The 15853-nt window shown below is 61.3% G+C and carries 14 protein-coding genes, 1 tRNA gene and 1 rRNA gene; 14 read left to right on the forward strand and 2 right to left on the reverse strand.

From position 1 onward, the window contains the following. Positions 1 to 19 precede the first annotated feature (19 nt). From FDY95_RS09980 to FDY95_RS09995, 4 genes are all read left to right on the forward strand, one after another. On the forward strand, positions 20 to 1279 hold the full coding sequence (locus FDY95_RS09980) for a hypothetical protein (RefSeq protein ID WP_138077272.1): 1260 nt from the start codon (positions 20 to 22) through the stop codon (positions 1277 to 1279). A gap of 82 nt (positions 1280 to 1361) precedes the next feature. Continuing rightward, positions 1362 to 1435: transfer RNA gene (locus FDY95_RS09985), tRNA-His, on the forward strand. A gap of 100 nt (positions 1436 to 1535) precedes the next feature. Further along, on the forward strand, positions 1536 to 2459 hold the full coding sequence (locus tag FDY95_RS09990) for a PfkB family carbohydrate kinase (RefSeq protein ID WP_138077274.1): 924 nt from the start codon (positions 1536 to 1538) through the stop codon (positions 2457 to 2459). A gap of 62 nt (positions 2460 to 2521) precedes the next feature. Then, positions 2522 to 2800 carry a hypothetical protein gene (locus FDY95_RS09995; RefSeq protein WP_138077276.1) on the forward strand — a complete coding sequence of 93 codons (279 nt, stop codon included), beginning with the start codon at positions 2522 to 2524 and terminating at the stop codon, positions 2798 to 2800. Between the two features lie 317 nt (positions 2801 to 3117). On the opposite strand, the gene FDY95_RS10000 is transcribed toward FDY95_RS09995, so the two are convergent. Together FDY95_RS10000 and FDY95_RS10005 are read right to left on the reverse strand one after the other, a co-directional pair. Further along, positions 3118 to 3963, reverse strand: coding sequence for a hypothetical protein (locus FDY95_RS10000; RefSeq protein ID WP_138077278.1), 846 nt, complete (start codon positions 3961 to 3963; stop codon positions 3118 to 3120). Between the two features lie 32 nt (positions 3964 to 3995). After that, the gene (locus FDY95_RS10005) at positions 3996 to 5732 is read right to left on the reverse strand and encodes a M61 family metallopeptidase (protein WP_138077280.1); all 1737 of its coding nucleotides are present in this window, start codon (positions 5730 to 5732) and stop codon (positions 3996 to 3998) included. A gap of 165 nt (positions 5733 to 5897) precedes the next feature. Between FDY95_RS10005 and rpmH the strand changes: the two genes are divergently transcribed. From rpmH to FDY95_RS10055, 10 genes are all read left to right on the forward strand, one after another. Continuing rightward, the gene (gene rpmH, locus FDY95_RS10010; protein ID WP_078014902.1) at positions 5898 to 6056 is read left to right on the forward strand and encodes a 50S ribosomal protein L34; all 159 of its coding nucleotides are present in this window, start codon (positions 5898 to 5900) and stop codon (positions 6054 to 6056) included. A gap of 68 nt (positions 6057 to 6124) precedes the next feature. Beyond that, a complete protein-coding gene (locus FDY95_RS10015; protein WP_246073980.1) occupies positions 6125 to 6568 on the forward strand; it encodes a ribonuclease P protein component in 444 nt (147 codons plus the stop codon). Positions 6569 to 6597: 29 nt separating this feature from the next. Then, on the forward strand, positions 6598 to 8301 hold the full coding sequence (locus FDY95_RS10020; RefSeq protein WP_138077282.1) for a S41 family peptidase: 1704 nt from the start codon (positions 6598 to 6600) through the stop codon (positions 8299 to 8301). Between the two features lie 15 nt (positions 8302 to 8316). Beyond that, positions 8317 to 8982, forward strand: a complete 666-nt coding sequence (locus FDY95_RS10025) for a hypothetical protein (RefSeq protein WP_138077284.1) — start codon at positions 8317 to 8319, stop codon at positions 8980 to 8982. Between the two features lie 185 nt (positions 8983 to 9167). Continuing rightward, positions 9168 to 9863, forward strand: a complete 696-nt coding sequence (tsaB, locus tag FDY95_RS10030; RefSeq protein WP_138077286.1) for a tRNA (adenosine(37)-N6)-threonylcarbamoyltransferase complex dimerization subunit type 1 TsaB — start codon at positions 9168 to 9170, stop codon at positions 9861 to 9863. A gap of 442 nt (positions 9864 to 10305) precedes the next feature. Then, positions 10306 to 10815, forward strand: a complete 510-nt coding sequence (locus FDY95_RS10035) for a DUF2480 family protein (protein ID WP_138077288.1) — start codon at positions 10306 to 10308, stop codon at positions 10813 to 10815. Positions 10816 to 10961: 146 nt separating this feature from the next. Then, positions 10962 to 12311 carry an APC family permease gene (locus FDY95_RS10040; protein ID WP_138077290.1) on the forward strand — a complete coding sequence of 450 codons (1350 nt, stop codon included), beginning with the start codon at positions 10962 to 10964 and terminating at the stop codon, positions 12309 to 12311. 111 nt (positions 12312 to 12422) lie between these two features. Beyond that, complete coding sequence (locus FDY95_RS10045; RefSeq protein ID WP_138077292.1) at positions 12423 to 13643, forward strand: hypothetical protein; 1221 nt, start codon at positions 12423 to 12425, stop codon at positions 13641 to 13643. Positions 13644 to 13697: 54 nt separating this feature from the next. Next, positions 13698 to 14984 (forward strand): serine hydrolase, encoded by a 1287-nt coding sequence (locus FDY95_RS10050; protein WP_138077294.1) that lies wholly within the window; start codon positions 13698 to 13700, stop codon positions 14982 to 14984. A 796-nt stretch (positions 14985 to 15780) separates the two neighbouring features. After that, positions 15781 to 15853: ribosomal RNA gene (locus FDY95_RS10055) — 16S ribosomal RNA — on the forward strand; the annotation flags it as partial.

The following is a 15853-nucleotide window of genomic DNA, read 5'->3' on the forward strand; positions in this document are numbered from 1 at the left end:
GTAATCAACCTGCCCGCGTATGCGTGTTTTTGCCTACTCCCTGCTGGTGCTGGCTATCGGCCTGAGCGCCTGCGAAAGTCCCAAAACGGCCGCTACCGAAGTCGGCGACGAAACGGTAGCCGCACCGCCACCGGCTCAGTCGACTCCCAACCAGCCCACCATAGTACCGGCCAACGTCATGTCGCCCTCCGAAGCTCAGAACCCCTCCGACCCGCCCCCGGGCCAGCAGTACCGCCTGCTGGGCGTCATCGACCCGGACATGAACAACATCGTGGCCTTTGCCCTGAAAGTGCCGCGCGACTGGCAGGTGCAGCAGTCCTTCAAGCGCAAGTGGAACGGCGCCATTCCCTCGCCGCAGGTCTACCTCTCGTTCCGCTCGCCCGACGGCAGCCAGCAAATTGAGTACCTGCCGGCCGTGGAATACACCTACGCCGACGGGCCGATGGCGCAAAACATGCGCGCCCAAATGCAAAGCATGGGTATGCCCCGCATGGAAAGTGAGCTGCCGCCCATGCCCGCCCTGACCTACATCAAGCGCGTGCTGCTGCCCACCCTGGCCCAGCGCGGGCTGGTGTTGCGCAACGTGACCAACGAAACCGTGCTGCCCGCCCAGCAGGCCGCCAATCAGGTCACCAAAACCAGCGCCTACGTCGACGGGGAGCTGGGCAATGGGCGCCGCGCCCGCATCGAGTGCCGCCTGAGCCAGCAGACCATGCAGGCCAACGGCGAAACGTACTACGCCTGGAACGTCATACCTTCCATTACCCAGACCAACGCCGACCTGGCCGCCAGCTACGCCCACGCCAAAGCTGCGCAGGAGTCCATCACCATGAACCCCACTTGGGTGAAGCTGAACAACGACGTGGTGCAGCGCGGGCAGCGGGCCAATTACCAGACCGGCGAAGACAACCTGGCCGCCCAGCGCCGCATGACCGAGATTCAGCGGCAGGGCCACGAGCAGCGCATGGCCGACATCCAGCGCCAGGGCGCGGCCAGCACCGCCCGCTACAATGACCACATGGCCGCTATGGATGCTGACAAAGCCGCTTTTGATGCCCGCACGAACAGCCAAGACCAACAGCACGAGTATTTCGTGGATGCCATTCGGGAGAAAGAAAAGTACGCGGACCCCAGCACCGGCGAGCGGGTGAAGGTGGATGCCGGCTACAACCACGTGTACACTGACCGTCAGGGGCATTACTACGGCAGCAACACGCCCGTCAACGCCGGCTCGGTGGACTGGCAGGAGCTGCAGAAGTTGTCGATGAAGCAGTATTAAAGTGTGGGAAACGGGGCCGCACGCAGATTTTTTTTGGAAGAAACCGCCGGCGTTCTATCTTTGCAGCACCAAACCCAACACGGTAGGTATAGCTCAGCTGGTTAGAGCGTCGGATTGTGATTCCGAAGGTCGTGGGTTCGAGCCCCATTACTTACCCACTCAGGTCCCCGGAACTTTCGCTCCGGGGACTTTTTTTTGCTGAACGGGGTTAACAGCCCGCAACGTCGTTTTAACGTAACACTCTGACTTTCCTGCTATGAGCTTGGTCGTAATCGGTACCGTGGCCTTCGATGCCATCGAAACGCCTTTCGGCAAAACCGACAAAATCGTGGGCGGCGCCGCCACGTTTGCTTCGCTGGCCGCTTCCTACTCCATCAAGCCCGTCAAAATCGTTTCCGTCGTCGGCGACGATTTCCACGACAAAGACATCATGCTGCTGCAGGAGCACGGCGTGGACGTGGAAGGCCTGCAGATCAAGCAGGGTGAGAAGTCGTTTTTCTGGGCCGGCAAGTACAACACCGACCTGAACTCGCGCGAGACGCTGGCCACCGAACTGAACGTGCTGGCCGATTTCGACCCCATTCTCCCCGACTCCTATCAGGACTGCAAGTACCTGATGCTGGGCAACCTCACGCCCCAGATTCAGCGTCTGGTGATTCAGCGCCTCGTCAACCGCCCCAAGCTCATCGTGATGGACACGATGAACTTCTGGATGGACGTGGCCATGGATGAGCTGCTCGAAACCATTCAGATGGTAGACGTGCTCAGCATCAACGACGAGGAAGCCCGTCAGCTCTCGGGCGAATACTCGCTGGTGAAGGCGGCGCGCAAGATTCTGGCCCTGGGGCCGAAGTTCCTCATCATCAAGAAGGGGGAGCACGGCGCCCTGCTCTTCCACAAGAAGCAGGTGTTTTTCTGCCCGGCGCTGCCGCTGGAAGAAGTATTCGACCCGACCGGCGCCGGCGACACCTTCGCGGGCGGCTTCATCGGCCACATCGCCGCCACCGACGACTGCTCGTTCGAGAACCTGAAGCGCGCCGTGATTCACGGCTCGGCCATGGCCTCGTTCTGCGTGGAAAAATTCGGTACCGAGCGGCTGCTGAATCTGACCCAGGAGGACATTCAGGAGCGCGAAAAGCAGTTCGGCGACCTGGTGCGCGTGGAAGAAGTGCTGGCCTAAGGCAACCCGGCGACGGACTTGGGGGTAAAAGAGGTATCGTTTCCCCACAACGCACCTGAGCCATGTCACACAAGCATAACCACCAAGAACAGCCCCTGATTCCTAACTCCAATCTGGAAAACAGCAAGGTGCCCTCGTCGAACAGCGGCGGCACCAAGGTGCAGAACGTGAGCCGCAACCACATTACGGAAGCCGGCAACGAAATCAAAGGCAACGCCGCCGGTGGCAATCAGGCCGAAATTCGGTCGAATGCCTCCAACAAGCCGCGCAGCAACCCACAGGGCAACCACCCCATGTCGGTCGACCGCAGCCAGAAAGGCCCCGGCAAACAAGGCGACTAGCCCTTTGCCCATAGATTGAAAAAGCCCCGTCGGATTTGTCCGGCGGGGCTTTTTTTGCTTTTGCTGAGATGAGGAATGCCAAACGGCTGCACTGGTCGTCATTGCGAGCAAAGCGAAGCAATCGGTCCTGGCCAACTAGCCAAGCGTAAAATGAGCACCGCCCGAAACCGTCGTTGAACAGTTTCGGGCGGTGCTGTTTTCGGGTAGAATGGATTGTGGCGGCGGTGCTGCTGGAGGAAGGATTGGCTACGTCTTCCTGCGGGTGCTTCGGCGGCGCCTCGCAATGACGGCGGGTGGAGCCGGTGCTTGCGGGCTTCTTAGTCCGGCAGGGTCAGGCGCATGATGCGGGTATCCACGTCGCCGTTGTGGATAAAGTCCTGCTCGAACAGAATCGAATGGCCGTTCAGCCAGCGTGGCTGACTCACGCCCCACTCCGTCTGCCGCTCCCAGAGCAGCTGCGGGCGGCCGGTTTTCATGCTCCATACCTGCAGGCCGCTGGGCTCGTAGCGGGCCAGCACGTCGGAGGAGCCACAGATGAAGTAGCGGCCGTCAGGTGACACCGAGGGCGGGCTCCACACCACCGTCTGCCGGCCGGTCTGCTGATCGACCAAGAGGTAATAGCCGCCTTCGTACAGCCGCACCGCAATCAGCCAGTGGTGAATGCGCGGCAGCGTGGCCACGTACTCGTACAGCACGCTGGTGTCGTAGTTCTCTGTGGGGTTGTTGACGAGGCGTACCGCTTTGCCGTTGGTGCAGCGCAGGGCCAGCGTACGGCCGGCGCGCTGGGCCGTGGTGGCCTTGCGCAGGCGGCGCCGTTCTTCGGCCTCGGGGTCCAGCTCGTCGCCTTCACTGGCCGTCTGGTTGACGAGCCACTCCTGCACCGGCAGCTGCTCGTACGTGTCGCGGGAGCCGGGGTAGAGGCGCACGATTCGCTCCCCCACCATCAGCGTGTCGAGGTGAGCGAAGCGGTTGACGGTGGGCGGCGGTACCGGGCGCTTGTGGGCAGTAGCGCCCGGGGCTTGCGCCTGTGCCGGCAGCAGGCTGGGCGGCAACGATACGCCGGGCCGGGCGCGCTCCGCCGGCTGCATCCGTAGCGTGCAGGAAGTCAGCAGGCACAGGCCCCCCAGCAGGAGCGGGGCCGGCAGCGGACGAAGCGGGTACATATGCGAGGGAAGCAGCGGAGTGGCGAAACGGACTAAAAGGCCTGGTTTAGCCACTGGCGGAAGCTGGCCTGTTCGGCTGGCGTAGCATCGGGGCGCTGGTCCACGGTAATCTTCGACCAGAACCGGCGGCCGGGCTCCGCCTGCAGCGAAACGGTAAGTAGCCGATCCTGGCGAAATACGCTGATATCGTACACCGGTTGCCCCGTAGCGAGCAGGGTTTGCAGGTTCATGTCGACGCGCCGGCCGTTGACGGCCACAATCTGGTCGTCCACCGTCAGGCAGCGCGCCGCGGGTGAGTCGGGGTAGATGTCGGTGACTTCCGTCCGCTCGTTTTTCACTACCGTGCGGAAGCCGAACAACCCTTCCGAAGCCGAGCCGCTGGCCTGCACCATCAGCGCGCAGCCGACGCTGTGTAGGGCCTCGTCCAGCGGCGTTTCCAGCTCCTGGGTGCCGTAGATGTGCCCGTCGAAATACCAGCCCAACTCCTCGCCGGCCACGTCCTCCACGATGCGGCGGTAGTCGTCCTCGGTGTAGCCGATGCCGGTCTGCCCGAATTCCTGCCACAGGCGGCGCATCACGTCGTCGAGGCTGCGTGCATGGTTGTGGCGCTGGCGGATGTGCAGATCGAGCAGCAAAGCCACTAGGGCGCCCTTGTGGTACACGGACACCTTGCGGTCGGGCACGCCGGGCTTGTAGCCGTCGAGCCAGAGGTCCATCGAGGCGTCGGCCACCGAGAGGTTGTAGCGGCCGTGGTCATCGTAGTGCTTGCGGAGCACGATGTTCAGCTCATCGAAGTACTGCCGGGCCGAACGCACGCCAGCACGGGCCAGCAGGTACTCGCCGTAGTAGGTGGTGATGCCCTCGGCTACGAAGCAGGTGCGGAAGTAATTCTCGCGGGTGTAGTCGTAGGGCTGCATTTCGGCCGGGCGGATGGCCTTGATGTTCCAGACGTGAAACAGCTCGTGGCAGCTCACGCCGAGGAATTCCTTGTACAGACCCTCGGTCATCAGCAGCTCTGCCGGGCCCAGCGTAACGACGGTGGAGTTCAGGTGCTCCACGCCGTGGTAGTGCTTGTAGGGTAGAATCTGGTTCAGGAAGTGGTAGTCCCGGGCCGGGAAGCCGCCAAACAGCCGCAGCTGCTCTTCGCTGAAGGCTTTGAAGTCGCGCACGATGACCGGCCAGTTGGGCCGCGCCTCCGAGCCCTGCACCCACACGTGGAAGGGCAGGCCGCCGGCTTCGTACTCGGCGTGCTGCAGGGTAGGGGAGGCAATCAGCGGCGAATCCACCAGCTGATCGAACGAGTCGGCCGCCAGCACGTGCTTTTCTACTTCCTTCATCCCGCAGGCAATCTGCCAGTCGGCAGGCAGCGCGAGGTGCAGCTGGCAGGGCTCCGCGCGGCGGCCTTCGGCGTACATGAAGCACTGAATACCGTTCAGATACAGCTGCGTTTCATCGAGCCAGGAGCCGCCGGCGTCCATCTGGTGGGCGTAGAAGTTGTACTGCACCCGCACCGTGCGGCCCGCCACGCCGTCAAGCTGCCACCGGTCCTTGGTCAGCTTCTGCAGGGGCAGCGCTTCGTCGGAATCGGCGTCGAAAGCCTCCACGCGCTGGATTTTCTGGCCGAAGTTCTGCAGCTCGTAGCGTCCCGGGCGCCAGGCGGGCAGCTGCAGCTCCAAGGGCTCGGTGGCCCCGGCGGGCACGGCCAGCTGCAATTGCACCTGCAGGTAAAAAGTGAGCGGGTTGGCAAACGAGACGTAATAGTGAATCATACAGCGCGGCACGGTTCAGTCGGCGTAGCAAAGCTACGGCGGAAATAGGCAGCCGGGGCGTAATCGACTGCCTTGGTGCAACTTTCTTCCGCTACCTTCAATTACTGATTGCCTTTTCCGATATAAGTCCTTACCTTTGCCGGCCTTACATAACCGTGCCCCGTCATGAAAAGAACGTTTCAGCCTTCGCAGCGCAAGCGCCGTAACAAGCACGGCTTCCGTCTGCGCATGGAGTCTGCCAACGGCCGCCGCGTACTCGCCGCCCGCCGCAAAAAAGGTCGCAAAAAGCTCACCGTTTCGGACGAGCACAAACACAAGCGCTAGTAGTCCCGTCGCACGGCTGGCTTGCTGCTTTCTGACTGACCTTGCCTGATTCAGCAAACCCTCCAGCCGTGCCCCGAGTATTCATGCCGGGCGCACGCGTTTACACGTTTTCGAAAGAAGAGCACTTGTGCCGAAAAAAGCTCATCACTGAGCTTTTCGGCCAGGGCTCTTCTTTTGGCGTTTATCCCCTGCGCCTGGTGTGGCTGCCCCTGGCCGAACCTAGCCAGACGCCCCCGCAGGTGCTCGTCAGTGTGTCGAAGCGCACCTTCAAGCGGGCCGTCGACCGCAACTACCTCAAGCGCCTCGTGCGCGAGGCGTATCGGCTGAATAAATACCGGCTCATGGAGCACCCGGGCGGCCACCGCGTGGGGCAGCTGGCCATTATCTACACGGGAAAGGAAAAAAAGCCTTTCGCCGTCGTGCAGAATAAATTAATTTCAGGGCTAGCGCGTTTGCTACACACTGCCGAAGCCGGAGGGGCGCCGAACAGCGCAACTTCTTCCGCGGTATAAGTGTCTGTGTTGTACAGCTACTGCCCTCTATGAACGTCCGCAAAACTACCCTCGGCCTCGCGGCCGGCGCCGCCCTGCTGTTTTCCTTCAAGTCGGCTACCGACAGTGAGCGGTACTTCGAAATAGCGAAGAACCTCGACATCTTCGCCACGCTCTTCAAGGAGGTCAATACCTACTACGTCGATGACGTGGCGCCTTCCAAGGTGATGAAGACCGGCATCGACGCGATGCTCAAGTCGCTCGACCCGTACACCAACTACATCCCGGAGGACGACATCGAGGACTTCCGCACGATGACGACCGGGCAGTACGGCGGCATCGGGGCCATTGTCGTGAAGCGGGCGGGCAAAACCATCGTGCAAACGGCCTACGAGGGCTTTCCGGCCCAGAAGGCCGGCCTGCTGCCCGGCGACGAAATCCTGTCCATCAACGGCATCAGCATGGACAAGAAGACCAACGCCGACATCAGCAAGCTGCTGAAGGGCCAGGCCAACTCCACCGTGAAGCTCATGGTGACGCGCTACGGCCAGGATGCCCCGGTGGAAATCAACATCACCCGCGACAAGATTCAGGTCGACAACGTGCCCTACTACGGCATGCTGACCTCGGATATCGGCTACTTCCAGCTCTCGGGCTTCACCGTGGATGCCTCCCGCGAGGTGCGCACGGCGGTGGCCAAGCTGAAGGAGCAGGGCGCCAAGAAAATTGTGTTCGACCTGCGCGACAATCCCGGCGGCCTGCTCAACGAGGCCGTCAACATCTCGAACCTGTTCGTGGACAAGGGACTCGACATCGTCAGCACCAAGGGCAAGGTGACGGAGTGGAACAAGACCTACAAGGCCCTGGACGTGCCGCTCGACACCCAGATTCCGCTGGCCATCATCACCTCCAACCGCTCGGCTTCGGCCTCCGAAATCGTGACGGGCGTGATGCAGGACTACGACCGCGCCGTGGTGGTAGGCGAGCGAACCTTCGGCAAGGGCCTGGTGCAGGCCACCCGGCCGCTGAGCTACAACTCGCAGCTGAAGGTGACGACGGCCAAGTACTACATTCCGAGCGGGCGCTGCATCCAGGAAATCGACTACACCCACCGCGCCGACGACGGCACGCTGGGCAAAGTGCCGGATTCCTTGCGCACGGCCTTCAAAACCCACGCCGGCCGCGTGGTGTACGACGGCGGCGGCGTAGCCCCCGACGTGGAAGTGAAAGACAACGAAGTAGCCGCCATTACGCGGGTGCTCATTCAGAAAAACTACCTGTTCGACTATGCCACCCGCTACCGGGCCGAGCACCAGAGCATTCCGCCCTCGCGCGAGTTTCAGCTCTCGGATGCCGAGTACCAGAAGTTTGTGCAGTGGCTGCAGAACAAGGACATCAACTACTCCACGCCCGCCGAAAAGGCCCTCACCAGCCTGATTACGCAGACCAAGGACGAGAAGCACTACGACGACGTGAAGGCCGAGCTGGAGAGCATCCGCAAGAAGGTCACGGTGAATAAGGCCAACGACCTGACCCGCTTCAAGCCGGAAATCCGGGAGCTGCTGGAGCAGGAAATCGTGTCGCGCTACTACTTCCAGAAGGGCAGCGTGGAGGCTACCTTCGATGACGACCCCAACATTCTGGCCGCCATCCAGGTGCTGAATGACCAGCCGCGCTACAACTCCCTGCTCAAGCCGGGCGGCAAGTCGGCCAGCGCCATGAAGGGCTCCGGCGTGCCGAGCAACAAGCAGTAGTTTTATTGCTTTTTTTTGAAAGCAGATCCGGTGACGGGTCTGCTTTCCGCGTTTTTAACCTCGATGAAAGGGATAAAACAGGTATTGCTCTCGGGAGGAATCTGGTTGACGGCCGCTTCGGCGTATGCTCAAGCTCAGCCAACGGCCATTCGGCGGGCAGCCCTCACGCATCTGCGTCAGCGGATATTGCCAGCTATAAGCCAAGAAGGACCGGCGTATTGGTTCTACAACGACGCTGGTAAACGCCGCCGCATCAAGCCGGAAAGACGGCTGGACAGTCCGTGCTTCTGCCCCGATAATATATATGGTTACCAATACCGCGACATGAATGGAAAGCCGGAACGCTCCAAAGTGCGGCTGTATAAATATGTTGATACGGAAAACGCAGCGGACGACTGCGCTACGTGTAACGTATTGCTGAATCAGCGGCTGATAGAAATACTAGCCCCACCGGGGCGCCCACTGAACGCCGACCATGTCCTGCTAGGCATCAGCGGGGTACGCTGCCAGGGTGACTTTTGCGCCATTCGAATCACGCTGGCTCAACCGGGTGTCCGGCCAGATCATCCAGATGAAGTCAACCCCGACTACACACTGTATTTCTACCTGATACTGAGTAACACCGATTATGCCTTGGTCGATTGGTTTTACCTCGTGCCGCAGAAACTGCATCCACGGTGACCAACGGCAAGGTGGCCGTCTTCTTCACGGTTTACATCGTGCCGGAACGATTACACCGCTAATAACCCCGTTTTTTGCTCACCGCCTGGTAAACCGCTTTCTGTGAGCTGCAGTTGCCTCATATCCATGCCGTACTGGATGCTGAACAGCGTAGCAATACCCTGACCCGCGTAAATTTGCCGCCGATGCCCCTCATTCTTGCCCTCGAAACCTCCTCGCCCGTCTGCTCCGTGGCCCTCACGCTCGACGGCGCCCTGCTGGCCGCTTCGGAGCTGCGCCTGGAAAAGTCGCACTCCTCGCACCTGACCGTGCTTATCGAGCAGCTGCTCAGCAACGCCGGTTACACCCTGGCGCAACTCTCCGCCATTGCCGTGTCCGACGGGCCGGGCTCCTACACGGGCCTGCGCATCGGGGCAGCGGCGGCCAAAGGGCTGTGCTACGCGCTGGGGCTGCCGCTGCTGGCCGTGGGTACCCTGCCCGCGCTGGCGCACCAGGTGACGCGGCAGGTGCCTGGCGCGGGGCGCTACCGCTTCGCGCCCCTGCTCGATGCCCGGCGCATGGAGGTGTACGCGGCCCTGTACGCGGCCGATGGGCAGGAGCTGCAGGCGCCCGCGCCCGTTATCCTCGACGCCGACAGCTGGGCAGCCGAGCTGGCCGAGGGGTCGGTGGTGTTCTTCGGCAGCGGCGCGGCCAAGTTTCAGCCCCTGGTAGCTGGCAATCCGAATGCCCTGTTCGTGGCCGACGTGCAGCCTTCGGCCATTGCCGTGGCCCAATTGGCCGAAGCTGCTTATGCCCGGCAGGAATTCAAGAACGTGGCCTACTACGAGCCGTTTTACCTGAAGGAAGTCTACACCACCACGCCCAAAGCGGCGCAGGGGTAAGGGCCGGCGGGGGCGTACAGGCATTTATGTCATCCTGCGCAAAGCGCAGGATGACAGTTCTGGAACAGCCTCATCTGCATCGGCGGGAGCTTTCAAGACGGTTTTGAGTCCGTTCGTCACCGCCGCGCGAGCCTCCGGAACGTCCCCACGAGCGTCCGACACCGTCGCGTGAGCCTCCGATACTTCCCCAAGTGCTTCCGATACGCTCCCAGGAGCAACCGGAAGCTACCCGCGAGAGTTAGGAACCGCGCCATGAGAGTTAGGAACCTTCCCAAGAGCAATGTTCGGCCCCGCGGAGGCGGCACCGGGCATTCTGCGGGCGACCGGGCAGGAGACGGTTGGGTAGCTTAATTTTGCAGCCGGAGGGGCGGCCGAACGAAACCGCGTCGACGTTGTTTTACCGGCAACGGCCGCTGCGGCCGCCGTCATTGCTACTACTAACATGGACGAAATCATCAACCGCGTCGCGCAGAGTGCCCTCACCAGCCTCAACCTGGAAGAGCTGAAGCACCCCGGCGAGCGGGTCGTGTACGACATCAAGGACAACCTTTTCCACGGCCTGATCCTGCGCGAAAAGGACTTCCGGGACTTCATCAAAACCCACGACTGGAGCCAGTACGACGGCAAGAACGTGGCCATCGTCTGCTCGGCCGATGCCATCGTGCCCACCTGGGCCTATATGCTGCTGGCCTCCAAGCTGCAGGGCCACGCCCACCGCTACGTATTCGGCGGGTTGGAGGCGCTGGAGCAGGAGCTGTTCCACGAAGCCATTGCGGGCATCAACCCCGAAGACTACCGCGACGCCAAGCTGGTGGTGAAGGGCTGCGGCACCGACCCGGTGCCCACCTACGCCTACGTGGCCATCATGCAGAAGCTGCTGCCCGTCACCAGCAGTATCATGTACGGCGAGCCGTGCAGCACCGTGCCGCTCTACAAGCGCCCGAAAGCATAAGCCGCGTCCGCCTTAACTTGCTCCGGCAATAGCAGTCCGTCGGGCTGGGCTTGTCGAAGCTTCTCTGCCGCTGCGAGAATGTTCGTCAGCCGGCAGCGACGCTTCGTCGGGCCCGGCCCGACGGTTTTAGTTTCGGATTCCGCCGCATGAATCAATCCAGCGCCTCCCCGTCAGTTTATAAAATCGGCTTTTATACCGGCGTCGCCATCGTGGTGGCCAATATGGTCGGCACCGGCGTCTTCACCAGCCTGGGCTTTCAGGTGCTCGGCACCCACAGCGGCTTTGCGCTGCTGATGCTGTGGCTGGTAGGCGGCATCATCGCCCTGTGCGGCGCCCTGTGCTACGGCGAGCTGGCGGCGGCGCTGCCCCGCTCGGGCGGCGAGTACCATTACCTCTCGCGCATCTATCACCCGTCCGTGGGGTTTCTTTCGGGCTGGGTGTCGGCCACGGTTGGCTTCGCGGCGCCCACGGCCCTGGCCGCCATTGCCCTGGGCAGCTACGCCCAAAGCGTGTGGCCCGAGGTTCATGCCAATCTGCTTTCCCTGGCCGTGGTGGTGCTCATCACGGCGGTACACCTGATCAGCAGCCGGGTCGGCAGCCGGTTTCAGGTGGTGGTTACGGTGCTGAAAGTGTCGTTGCTGACTTTGTTTATCGGGGCGGGCCTGCTGGCCGAGCCGCAGCCGCTGCGCTTCGCGCCCGCCGCGGCCGACTGGCGCGAGCTGCTCACGCCCGCTTTTGCCGTGTCGCTGATTTACGTGTCGTACGCCTACTCGGGCTGGAACGCGGCCGTGTACATGGCCGGCGAGGTCGACCAGCCCCAGCGTAATCTGCCCCGCATCCTGCTCACCGGCACGGCGCTGGTGGCGCTGCTCTACGTGGTGCTGAACTATGTATTTCTGCGCACCACCCCGCTGGCGGTGCTGGCTGGCCAGCTGGAAGTGGGTTTTCTGTCCGCCAATCAGATTTTCGGCGTGGCCGTGGGCAAGTTCATGGGGGCTGCCATTGCGGGGCTGCTGGTATCCACCGTCAGCTCCATGATTTTTGCCGGGCCGCGCATCATCCAGACGATGGGCGAAGACCTGCCCGCCCTGCACTGGCTGGCCCACCGCAGCCGCCACGGCCTGCCCGTGCGCGCCACGCTGTTTCAGGCGCTGCTGACGGTGGTATTCATCGTTTCCGGCACCTTCGAGCAGGTGCTGCTCTACGCCGGCTTCGTGCTGAATCTGTTCACCTTCCTGACGGTGCTGGGCCTGTTCGTACTCCGCTTTCGGCAGCCGGAGCTGCCGCGCCCGTATCGTACCTGGGGCTACCCCTTCACGCCGCTGCTGTTTTTGCTGCTCAACGGCTGGACGCTGGTATTCCTGCTGCGCGACAAACGCGAAGAGTCCTTGCTGGGCCTGGGCACGGTGCTGGCCGGGCTGGTGGTCTACGCCATCATCCAGGCGCTTGGGGCCGGACGCCGCCCGGCGGCGTGGGCAGGGGAGGAGCGGCCGTAGCCATCAGCGGTCAACCTTGGCGTTGCGCTGAAAGAGCTGTGCGGCCGGGTGGTCAGGCGGATAAATTTCCGGCCGCTTATCTTTCCCGCCGATAATTATCTGCTGCCCCTCATGGCCTTTCCCCTCCGCCGCTGGCTGCTGCCGGTTGCCCTGCTGACCGTCGTCGCCTGTTCCGAACGCAAATCCGCGCCTACTGAGCAGGCCTCCCCGCCCGCCCAGGCTCCCGACTCGGCCACCGCCGCCAGGCCCGCGCCGGCTGCGCCCGCTCCCCAGCCCGCCCCGGTCGATACTTCCGATGTGCAGGACGTGGCCGCTTACCTGGCCGGCATGCCCGTCAAGCAGTCGTCCGGCTTGCGCGCCCTCACCGCCAAGCCGGAGTGGCAGCGCTTCGCCGCCGATGCCGACAAGAGCTGGGCCGGCTACGACGCCACGCGCACCGACAAAATCGAGGCGTGGGGCCGGCAGGAGCTGGATTCCGTCCGCCGCACCAGCCCCGTGGTGTTCTACCCGTTCAGCGGCCCCGATCTGCTGAACGCCGTCACCATGTTCCCGCAGAGCAATACCTACGTGCTCGTCGGCCTGGAGCCCGTCGGCTCCGTGCCCGGCCAGACCTCACTCGAAAGCCCCAAGCTCTACAACGCCGTCAAAACTTCGCTGTGGTCGGTGCTGAACTTCAGTTTCTTCCGCACCAACAGCATGGCCGTCGACCTGAAGTCCCTGGAGCTGGATGGTTCTCTGCCGCTGATCCTGCTCTTCGCGGCCCGTACCCACCACCAGATTACCGACGTGCGCTACATCCGCCTCACCCCCGAAGGCGAAGCCGTGCCCGCCGATTCCGCCGACGCCAAGTCCAAGCTCGTGCCCGGGGTCGAAGTGGCAATGCGCGCCGCCGATGGGCACGAACAGAAAGTCTACTACTTCTCCGCCGACCTCAGCGACTGGAAGCTGGGCCAGACCAAAGCGTCCATCCTGCAGTACACCCGCAGCCTCGGCCCGCTGACTACTTACGTCAAGTCGGCCACCTACCTGATGCATAAGCCCTACTTCAGTCAGGTGCGCAACCTGATCCTGGAGCGCAGCCGCTACGTCTTGCAGGACGATTCGGGCATTGCCCTGAAGTACTTCCAGCCCGCCGATTGGCAATTCATCCACTACGGCACTTACCGAAAGCCGATTCCCATGTTTGCCAAGCACTACCAGCCCACGCTCACCGCTGCCTACCGCGACTCCGTCAACAAAGCGAGGCCCCTGCCCTTTGGCACGGGCTACAACTGGCGCGTGAATGACTCCAATCTAATGCTAGCCAAGCGTCGGACGGAGCCGGCTAGCTAGTCATAGTTGGCACAAAAGAATTGAGCCGGTACAAATAGGTATTAACTGCAGACAATGTTGGAGCGCGTTGCCACGGCCAGTTTGATCCTGATAACGATGATAGGCAGCTTTTCCGGCCGCCTATCATCGTTTAAGGCCAATACTGTCGAGCCTGTTGATCCGCAGAATCCCCTCGACAGCCTGCTACACAACACATCGGCTTTGGCCTCCGTGGTGCGGCAAGCCGATAAGTACGAGTTACAGATCATCTACACTCGTATCGACCGCGACGCCCAAAACCAGCCACACTTCACCCAATACGATTACCGCCTCGACGAGCGAGCTTACTTCAACCCTGCCAGCCTGGTCAAGCTGCCGGTGGCCATCCTCTCGCTGCAAAAGCTCAACCAGCTCCATCAGCAAGTTCCGGCCCTCACGCGCCGCAGCATCATGGCCACCGGCGCCGCCGGCCGCTGCCAGACCGCCGTGCCCTTTGCCGCGCCCGCCGACTCCGACCGCGTGGCCAGCATCGGCAACTATATAAAGCGGATGCTGCTGGTCAGCGACAACCAGGCCTACAACCGCCTCTACGAGTTTCTCGGCCAGCAATACCTGCACGAGCAGCTCCGCACTCTGGGCTATCCGCAGGTGCGCATCACCCGCCGCTTCGCTCCCTGCGACACGGCTGCCAACCGCTGCACCAACCCTGTTACCTTTCACGAGGCTTCCGGCTCTATTATATATAGACAGGCCGCCGCGTGCAATGCCCTCCCGCTTGGCCATCCATTAGGGCGAATCCGCAAAGGGCAGGGCTACTATGCCGGCCGGCAGCTGGTGCAGAAGCCGTACGATTTCACCACGGCCAATTACCTGCCCCTGCAAGCCGTAACTAATCTACTTCGTACCGTCCTGTTCCCCGAAGCCTCTCCATCTGCTTCCAGCCCCGAATTAACCTCCGCCGATCTGGCCTTCCTGCGTTATTATCTAGGCGCTACTCCCCAGGGTTCCGGTTTTCGTCCTTATGCCTCTCCCGAGTATTTTCCTGCTTACAAGAAGTATCTCTATTACGGCCGCCAACGACAAGCGCAGCCCCAGCCCGGCCTGCGTATCTACAATATCGTCGGCATGTCCCACGGCTACCTGGCCGATTGCGCCTACTTCATCGATGAGCAATCCGGCGCCGAATTCATGCTGAGCGCCGTACTATACGTCAATGCCGACGGCATTTTGAACGACGGGCAGTACGAATACACCTCCGTTGGCCTCCCATTCCTGACTCAGCTAGGGCAGGCCGTCTACCGATTAGAGCAGCACAGACTCCGTGCCTTCCGGACCACATTGCCGAACCCGACAGAGCGGTAAGATTATTTTAGCTCGATAGCCGCCAAACAATCAGGCCTATAGGAACAGCAGAGCCCCGTATTCAGTGGAAATATGTGCTGGTGGCTTGCAAATGCAAAGCTAATCCGCCACTTTTGCACTCCCAATCCGAGACGCGGATGGCCAAAATAGCTTCCTGAAGCCGTTTTGAGTGCTGAAATCAAGGCCAATCAAGCTAATGAGAGTTGAAAGAAAAATCTTTCAAGTTTCTTGACTTTCTGAAATCGGAAGTGCTACCTTTGCACCCCGATTCAGCAGGAAGCGGCGAGAACAGCAATCGACAAAAAAAAGTTGTCGATTGGGCTTGACACGAAAGCGAAAAGGTTCCGATCTTTGCCCTCCGTTTCGCTTCGAAACGACCAGGCGACGAAGGGCAGCGAAAAAAAAACTTGCTCCTGGAACTTGCAAAGCGGCAACAGAGTTTGCTACCTTTGCAGCCCGGTTCGGAACGCGGATCGGCAGAACAGAAAGCGACGGGGTTAACGAAAAAAAGTTGCTCCGGGAGTTGGAAAGAGGAAAACGAGTTTCGTACCTTTGCAACCCGAAACGAAAACAACGCCGCGAGCAGCGCGGTGCTACGAACACAACCGGTGTTCGAACGTTCTTTGAGAGAGTGTTGAAAATGACAAGGTAGTAGCTACTGAAGTGTTGCGAAACACGGTAAGTAGTGAACCAAGCGAAACGAACAAACCAATCCGGTCAGTTCGTTCTTCTTCGGAAGAGCAACGACAAAAGATTGCTAGGACAATCGCTGCTTCAATGCAGCAAACAAACTTTTACAATGGAGAGTTTGATCCTGGCTCAGGATGAACGCTAGCGGCAGGCCTAATACATGCAAGTCGAACGGGGCA

The sequence above is a fragment of the Hymenobacter jeollabukensis genome, assembly GCF_005771675.1.
Lineage (GTDB): Bacteria > Bacteroidota > Bacteroidia > Cytophagales > Hymenobacteraceae > Solirubrum > Solirubrum jeollabukense.

Excerpts from the sequence above, each read along its gene's own strand:
- FDY95_RS10035 (WP_138077288.1), top strand. The coding sequence starts at position 10,306 with ATGGACGAAATCATCAACCGCGTCGCGCAGAGTGCCCTCACCAGCCTC.
- FDY95_RS09980 (WP_138077272.1), top strand. The coding sequence starts at position 20 with ATGCGTGTTTTTGCCTACTCCCTGCTGGTGCTGGCTATCGGCCTGAGC.
- rpmH (WP_078014902.1), top strand. The coding sequence starts at position 5,898 with ATGAAAAGAACGTTTCAGCCTTCGCAGCGCAAGCGCCGTAACAAGCAC.
- FDY95_RS10045 (WP_138077292.1), top strand. The coding sequence starts at position 12,423 with ATGGCCTTTCCCCTCCGCCGCTGGCTGCTGCCGGTTGCCCTGCTGACC.
- FDY95_RS09995 (WP_138077276.1), top strand. The coding sequence starts at position 2,522 with ATGTCACACAAGCATAACCACCAAGAACAGCCCCTGATTCCTAACTCC.
- FDY95_RS10005 (WP_138077280.1), bottom strand. The coding sequence starts at position 5,732 with ATGATTCACTATTACGTCTCGTTTGCCAACCCGCTCACTTTTTACCTG.
- FDY95_RS10050 (WP_138077294.1), top strand. The coding sequence starts at position 13,698 with ATGTTGGAGCGCGTTGCCACGGCCAGTTTGATCCTGATAACGATGATA.
- FDY95_RS10000 (WP_138077278.1), bottom strand. The coding sequence starts at position 3,963 with ATGTACCCGCTTCGTCCGCTGCCGGCCCCGCTCCTGCTGGGGGGCCTG.
- FDY95_RS09990 (WP_138077274.1), top strand. The coding sequence starts at position 1,536 with ATGAGCTTGGTCGTAATCGGTACCGTGGCCTTCGATGCCATCGAAACG.
- FDY95_RS10020 (WP_138077282.1), top strand. The coding sequence starts at position 6,598 with ATGAACGTCCGCAAAACTACCCTCGGCCTCGCGGCCGGCGCCGCCCTG.
- tsaB (WP_138077286.1), top strand. The coding sequence starts at position 9,168 with ATGCCCCTCATTCTTGCCCTCGAAACCTCCTCGCCCGTCTGCTCCGTG.
- FDY95_RS10040 (WP_138077290.1), top strand. The coding sequence starts at position 10,962 with ATGAATCAATCCAGCGCCTCCCCGTCAGTTTATAAAATCGGCTTTTAT.